This window comes from Micromonospora tarensis (assembly GCF_016803395.1).
In the GTDB taxonomy this organism is placed as follows: Bacteria; Actinomycetota; Actinomycetes; order Mycobacteriales; family Micromonosporaceae; genus Micromonospora; species Micromonospora tarensis.
On record NZ_JAEVHL010000312.1, the window covers coordinates 1 to 6,409 of the forward strand.

General features: G+C 69.5%; 8 protein-coding genes. 3 read left to right on the forward strand and 5 right to left on the reverse strand.

Features of this window, described 5'->3' with window-relative positions:
- Positions 1–513 precede the first annotated feature (513 nt).
- Positions 514–1,164 (forward strand): SDR family NAD(P)-dependent oxidoreductase, encoded by a 651-nt coding sequence (locus JM949_RS32410; protein WP_203151886.1) that lies wholly within the window; start codon positions 514–516, stop codon positions 1,162–1,164.
- 240 nt (positions 1,165–1,404) lie between these two features.
- On the opposite strand, the gene JM949_RS32415 is transcribed toward JM949_RS32410, so the two are convergent.
- From JM949_RS32415 to ngcE, 4 genes are all read right to left on the reverse strand, one after another.
- Entirely contained in the window at positions 1,405–2,304 is a 900-nt protein-coding gene (locus tag JM949_RS32415) for a carbohydrate ABC transporter permease (RefSeq protein ID WP_309232424.1), read from the reverse strand.
- Positions 2,301–3,209 (reverse strand): carbohydrate ABC transporter permease, encoded by a 909-nt coding sequence (locus JM949_RS32420; protein WP_203151887.1) that lies wholly within the window; start codon positions 3,207–3,209, stop codon positions 2,301–2,303. The genes JM949_RS32415 and JM949_RS32420 overlap by 4 nt, the downstream gene beginning before the upstream one ends.
- A 65-nt stretch (positions 3,210–3,274) precedes the next feature.
- A complete protein-coding gene (locus tag JM949_RS38105) occupies positions 3,275–3,538 on the reverse strand; it encodes a hypothetical protein (RefSeq protein WP_238434284.1) in 264 nt (87 codons plus the stop codon).
- Positions 3,493–4,689: an N-acetylglucosamine/diacetylchitobiose ABC transporter substrate-binding protein gene (ngcE, locus tag JM949_RS32425; RefSeq protein ID WP_238434285.1), complete on the reverse strand. Its 1,197-nt coding sequence runs from the start codon at positions 4,687–4,689 to the stop codon at positions 3,493–3,495. The genes JM949_RS38105 and ngcE overlap by 46 nt, the downstream gene beginning before the upstream one ends.
- A gap of 388 nt (positions 4,690–5,077) precedes the next feature.
- Here ngcE and JM949_RS38730 point away from each other — a divergent pair, with 388 nt between their 5' ends.
- Together JM949_RS38730 and JM949_RS32430 are read left to right on the forward strand one after the other, a co-directional pair.
- On the forward strand, positions 5,078–5,476 hold the full coding sequence (locus JM949_RS38730; RefSeq protein WP_309232425.1) for a glutamate cyclase domain-containing protein: 399 nt from the start codon (positions 5,078–5,080) through the stop codon (positions 5,474–5,476).
- Positions 5,365–5,973 carry a glutamate cyclase domain-containing protein gene (locus JM949_RS32430; RefSeq protein ID WP_309232426.1) on the forward strand — a complete coding sequence of 203 codons (609 nt, stop codon included), beginning with the start codon at positions 5,365–5,367 and terminating at the stop codon, positions 5,971–5,973. Before JM949_RS38730 ends, JM949_RS32430 begins: the two co-directional genes overlap by 112 nt.
- Here the strand turns inward: JM949_RS32430 and JM949_RS32435 are convergent.
- Positions 5,894–6,409, reverse strand: a 516-nt coding sequence (locus tag JM949_RS32435; protein ID WP_203151888.1) for a hypothetical protein, incomplete at its 5' end; no start/stop codon positions are given. The genes JM949_RS32430 and JM949_RS32435 overlap by 80 nt on opposite strands.

Genomic DNA, 6,409 nt, shown 5'->3' on the forward strand with positions numbered 1-6,409 from the left:
GCCCCGCGCCCCGCCGCAGGCCGCACGCCGCAGGCCGCAGGCCGCAGGCCGCACGGCGCACGGGGCACGGGGCACGGGGCACGGCGCATGATCGCACTCGATGCCGGATGTAGTGCCCTCCGGCCGCGAGGAGGGGACTCTTTTCAGGATTTAGCGCGATCACCGACGCGCGGCGCCCGAGACGAGCGCGCTCACGGCGGGCGGCGCCGGGTCGCTCCGACCCCGAGCAGGTGACGGCGCTTGTCGAAGCCGTAGCCCTAGTGGGACGGCCAATACGGGAATGCCGTCTCGGCACCCGCCCTCGAGTAGTGGCATTTGCTCAGAGCCCGGCCTGCCAGGGAATCTCCCCATATCCTTGCTTCCTCAAGCAAGGATTATTGGTTCGACGAGAGTTCACAACCGGAGGTACTGACATGAATCGTCTCGAAGGGCGCGCCGCACTGGTCACAGGCTCAACGAGCGGGATTGGGCGCGGTGTGGCGGAGGCGATGGCCCGCGAGGGCCATCGTCGTCGTGACCGGACTCGGCGCGGAGCAGGGTGCTCAGGTCGTCGCCGGAATCGTCGCGGAGGGCGGCATCGCCCACTTCGTCGAGGCAGACCTCTCTGCGGGTGGCTCCGAGATCCGCCGCCTTGCACAGGAGGCGACGACCCTGGCGGGTCGGCCGATCGACATCCTGGTCAACAACGCGGCCTTTCTCGTGCCGCCGCACCCCATGACGGAGTCGACCGAGGAACAGATCGACAAGGTGCTTGAGGTCAACGTCAAAGCCCCGTGCCTTCTGACGGCGGCCCTGGTGCCCGCCATGGTGGAGCACGGCGGCGGCCCTGTGATCAACATAGGCTCGATCGGCGGCGTGGACGGAATCAAGTTCACCTCGCTCTACGGCGCCAGCAAGGCAGGCCTGCACTCGCTGACGAGGTCGTGGGCCGCAGAGCTGGCCGCCGACGGTGTGCGGGTGAACACCGTCGCCCCCGGACCGACCATCACGGAGGGGAACGAAAACCTCCGCCCCCTCCTGGAGAAGCTCGCCGAGAGCAACCCGGACAGGCGTACGGGCAACGTGCAGGACACCGCCGCTGCCGTGATCTTCCTCGCCAGTGAGGATGCGTCACACATCCACGGGGTACTCCTCCCGGTGGACGGCGGGGCCCTCGCGATCTGAGGACCGGCCGGGCAGCAGGTACCGGTTTCGGGCGTGCGAGTAGGTGACCGAGCCGGCGTCGACCGGAGCTCCAGGCCCGACGCAGGTCGGGCGCGCACACGTGGAGCAGTTCTGATTGATCAGGATCGGTCATACCGGGTGCCTGGAGGACGGTACCGTTGCCGTCACAGTCGTCGAGGGTACCCGGGGTAGCTGCGCACGGTCACGCCTACCGTGATGGCGAGTAGGCCAGGACGGACGCTACTTGAGCTGCCCTGCGGTGAGGCCCGTCTGCACCTGGCGTTGGAATGCCACGTAGACCGCGAGCACCGGTAGCACCGCGATGCTCAGCCCGGCGAAGAGCCGCGCGTAGTCACCGGCGTAGCCCTGGCTGACCGAGAGCGCGAAGAGCCCCTGCGCCAGCATCCACTTGGAGTCGTCGCCCTGCATCAGCACCTGCGGCAACAGGAACTGGTTCCAGTGGCTGAGGAAGTTGAAAATGGCGACGCTGATCAGTCCCGGACGTGCCATCGGCAGCATGACCCGGAAGAAGAGCCGGAAGTGACCGCAGCCGTCAACCATCGCCGCCTCCGCCACCGAAGTCGGCAGGGTCCGGAAGAAGGCGGTCAGGAAGAACACGGTGAACGGTAGCGAGTAGGCGGCGTACACCAGGATCAGCCCGAGCCAACTGTTGAAGAGGCCGGCGTTGCGGACCACGAAGAAGAGCGGCACCAGGGCGAGGAACACCGGGAACATCAGGCCGCCGACGAACAGGTAGTAGACGACCTGGCGGCCACGGAACTCGTACCGGGCGAAGACGTACGCGGCGGTGGCGCCCATCAGCATGGTGAGGCTGACCGAGCCGGCCACCACCACCAGGCTGTTGACGAAGTACCGGCCGATGTGCGCGCCCGTCCAGGCCCGGGCCCAGTTGTCCAGGCGCAGCGCGCCCGGGAGCCCCCAGGGGTCGGCCAGGATCTCGCCGTTGGTCTTGAACGAGCTGATGAACATCCACAGCAGTGGCAGCACGGTGAGCAGGCCCCAGAGCAGCAGGAAGCCGTGCGAGAGGGTGTTGGCCACGCCGAGTTCCCGGCGCACCGGGCGGTCCCCGGTGGTGACCGGGGTCGGGGCGGTCGCGGTGGTCCGGTCCAGAGTGGTCACGAGTATTCGATCCGTTCGCGCCGGCCGATGCGCAGCGACAGCACCGCCACCGAGAGGGTCAGGAAGAACATCACCACGCCGATCGCCGAGGCGTAGCCGAACTTGGTCTCGCTGCCGAAGGCGGTGTCGTACATCCGTACCCCGATCACGTCGGTGGAGAAGTTCGGCCCGCCGTTGGTCATCAACTGCACGAGGATGAACCCGTCCAGGGCGAAGATGGCCAGGTAGACCCAGGCGACCTGGACGGTGTCCCAGAGCAGTGGCAGGGTGACCCGGCGCAGGGTGGTGAACCGGGACGCGCCGTCGAGCAGCACCGCCTCGTAGATCTCCTTCGGCACTGCCGACATCGCCGCGCCGAACAGCACCACGTAGAAGCCGACGTTGCTCCAGACCATCACCGCCAGCACGCACCAGAAGGCGGTCGCCGGGTCACCGAGCCAGGTCGGCGCGGGCAGACCGACAGCGTGGACGGCGCTGGTGAGCAGCCCCTGGTTGGGGTGGTACACCTCCTTCCACAGCAACGCGATGATCACCACGGAGAGCACCTGCGGGAAGAAGTAGACGGTGCGGTAGAGCGCCCCACCGCGCACCCCGGTGACGCCGGCGCGCCCCTTGCGCCCGCCCATGGCGAGCATGGTGGCGAAGAAGAGCCCGAGGATGATGGTCAGCACGGGCACCAGGCCCAGCAGAATCGCGTTGTTCTTCAGCGCGTTCCACACGTAGTCGTCGTGCCACAGGGTCTTGAAGTTCGCCAGGCCGACCGGGTTGGCGTCCGCCGAGTAGCCGAGCCAGTCGGTGGTGGAGATCTGGAACGCCTGAAGGTACGGCGAGACGACGAAGAACACGTACAGCAGCACCGGTGGCACCAGAAACGTGAGGATCAGCGGCCACTTGCCATGTTTCACGAGGAGGACCTCTCCGAAAGGGGTACGGCCGGTGGGGGTGGACCTCTCCTCCACCGGCCGGCGGGTCAGGCCGCTCGCTTGTACTTCTTGATCGAGCTGTCCTGGGCGATCGAGTCGGCGCCCTTCTGGCACTGGTCGAGGAATTCCGCGGGGCCGATCCGGCCGCTGAAGAACTCGCCGCACGCGGCGTCGACCAGGTTGCGCTCCAGCTTTCGATAGAAGTTGTTGTAGACCCAGTTGAAGCCGTTGGCCCCGGACGCGTCGAGAGCCTTGACCACGGTGCTCAGCCCGTTCGGCAGCTCGACGCCCTCGGTGGCGCCGGCGACCACGGTGAGGCTGGCGACCTTCCTGGTGAAGTCCTGGGCGCCTTCTTGGAGAGCATGGTCCGGAAGTACTCCAGGCCGCCGGCGACGTTGCGGGCCTTGGCCGGCACCATGAACGGCTCCCCGGCGGTGCCTCGGATCGCCTCGAAGGGCAGCTTGTCCCCGCTGCCCAGGCTCGGCGTCGGCGCGATGGTCATGTTGAACCCGGCCGGGGTGACGTCCTTCTGCTCACTCTCCAGCCAGGAGCCGCAGGAGATGAAGGCGGCCTTGCCCTGGCACCACGCGGTCTGTGACTGCTTGTGGTCCAGGCCGGGCGAGCCGTCCAGGATGAACTTGTCCTTGACGATCTGGTGCCAGGCGTCGGCGGCGGTCCGCATCGAGTCGGACTTCCAGGCGTTCGGCTCCAGGTTGTCGATGGCGGTCGCCACCGACGGGCCGCCGAGCTTGATCGCGGTGGAGATCAGGGGCCAGCTCATGTAGCGCGGGTGCAGGCCGGCGTACGTCCACGGGGCGATGCCGGCGGCCTTGATCTGCCTACAGAGCGCGATGTGATCGTCCCAGGTCTTGGCGTACTCCCAGGAGCGGTCGGTGAACAGCTTGCTGGAGTGCCAGATGCCGTAGGCGGTGTAGGTGTAGTTCAGCACCAGGAACTTGCCGTCGTACGAGCCGACCTCGACCGCGCCGGGGAGCAGGGTGTCCCTGACCGTCTTGCCGGGAACGTCGAGGCTCGGGGAGGCGAGCAGTTCGCCCAGGTCGGCGAGGGCGTTCTGACTGACCAGCCCGTTGAAGTCGATCTGGCTGGCGCCGGAGTTGTTGACCACGTCCGGCGGGGTGCCGTCGACGAAGCGCGGCTGGAGGGTCTTGCTGATCTCCTGGGTGGCGGTGTGCTTGACCTTCGCCTTCGGGTACTTCTCGGTGTACATGGCCTCGTGGGCCTTGGCGTACTCCTCGCCGAACCCACCGCCGAAGATCACCACCTCGAGCGGGGCGTCCTCCTTCACGCCGAGCGGGTTCTGGGCGCTCTTGGTGCCCTGGTAGGTCTCGGCATCGTTCTTGTCACCGCCACCGCCGGTGGCGCAGCCGGAGAGCAGACCGGCGGCGGGGGTGGCCAGCAGGCCGGCGGCGGCGCTGCGCCGCAGGATGTCACGCCTGTTCATGGGGGTCTCCTCGGGTCGGGGTCGGGTGGACGCCGCTAGCAGGGGGAAGGCGTCCACCACGCGAGGCACGGTGATTCTCTTCAGTTCATGCTCTGTTGCTGAAGAATTTCTACGACAGCCGGGCCCGGACTTCAAGTCCTGACTGTCGAACCGTTATCGCCACCGGCCGCCGCCGGGTCCCCGGCCGCCCAGGACGCGCCGGCCGCACCGGCCGGCGCACCGCACGCCGGCTGGGTCGACGTCACCGGCCGGGCGCTCCGCACCGCCGCCGGCGTCATGGTCATTCTCGGACACCGGTGGTCGACACCGCAGCGGACCGGTCGCGCCCGCCGGCACTGGCCCCGCACCGCTACCCCGGGCCGGTCCACTGGCGCCGAGGAGGCACACGGTGCACATCGAACAGACGATCGCCGAGCTGGAACGCGTCGCGGCGCGCGAGGTCGGCCGGGGCAGCGAGGCGCTGGCCGAGCCCGCGAAGGGTGGCCTGCTCGCCGCTGCCCGATCGCTGGCCACCGCCACCGCGCCGGACGCCGCGGTGTTCACCGGGTTCTTCATCCCCGGCGCCGACCCGCCCGCCGCGGAGACCGACGGCCCGCTCGGCGCGGTCCAGATCGCCGCCGCGCTACGCCTCCTCGGCGACGCTGCCGGCTCGTCACCGACGAACCCTGCGCCCCGGTGGTCGAGGCGGCCGTCGCCGCCGCCGTACCGGGCCTACCGGTGGACGTCGCGCCGCTATCCGGCTACCAGAGGTGGTCCGCCGCCCTCCTGCCCCGCTACGGTCAGCTGACCCACCTCATCGCCTGCGAACGGGTCGGGCCGGGCGGGGACGGGCGACCCCGCAACATGCGCGGCGAGGACATCGGCGCGCACACCGCGCCCCTGGATCGGCTCTACGCCACCGGGTCGGCCTTTCGGATCGGCATCGGCGACGGCGGCAACGAGCTGGGCATGGGCCGCCTGCCGGCGGAACTGGTCGGGCGGGTGGTCACCGCGGGCGAACGGATCCGGTGCGTGGTCGGCGCGGACGCGCTGCTCGTCGGCGGCACCTCCAACTGGGCCGCCGCCGCCCTCGTCGGCGCGCTGGCGCTGCTCCGCCCCGACCTGCCCCAGCTCCGTACGCTGCTGCGACCCGCCTGGTCGTACGACCTGCTGGCCGCGATCGTCCGGGCCGGCGCGGTGGACGGTGTACGCCGCCGATCCACACTCAGTGTCGACGGCCTGGACTGGCCCGTGTACGCCGAACCGTTGACCCGCGTCGCCGAGCTGGTCGACACCGGTCGATAGGTGCCCTCAGCGCACCGGAGGTGGCTCGGCCGCCGGCCGCAGGGGTCTCGGCGGGCGGCTCGCCGACCCGGCCGGCGCGGCCCCGGCGGGGGCGCAGCGGCAGGTGCAGCGGCAGGTGCAGCGCGACGGCGACCACCGCGAATGCCACCCAGCCGGCGCCCAGCGCCACGACCGGGGAGACGTCCTGGAGGTAGTGGTACGCGGCGAGAAAGCCGACAAGCGCGAGGCTGTTGCGGGCGAAGTGCCGGCTGAACTCGGCCAACTGACGGCGGGCCTCGACCGCGACCAGCACCCCCGAGTACGGGAAGGTCACCACCATGCCGCGCAGCACGGCACCGAGCAGCGCGGTGAGGACCGCCGCAACGAATATCACCACCAACTTGAGCAGTGCCGGCAGCCTGTCCGGGCTACCGTCGGCCGGGGTCTCGGCGGCGGT

Coding starts and splice junctions, on each gene's coding strand:
- ngcE (WP_238434285.1), bottom strand. CDS start 4,689: ATGAACAGGCGTGACATCCTGCGGCGCAGCGCCGCCGCCGGCCTGCTG.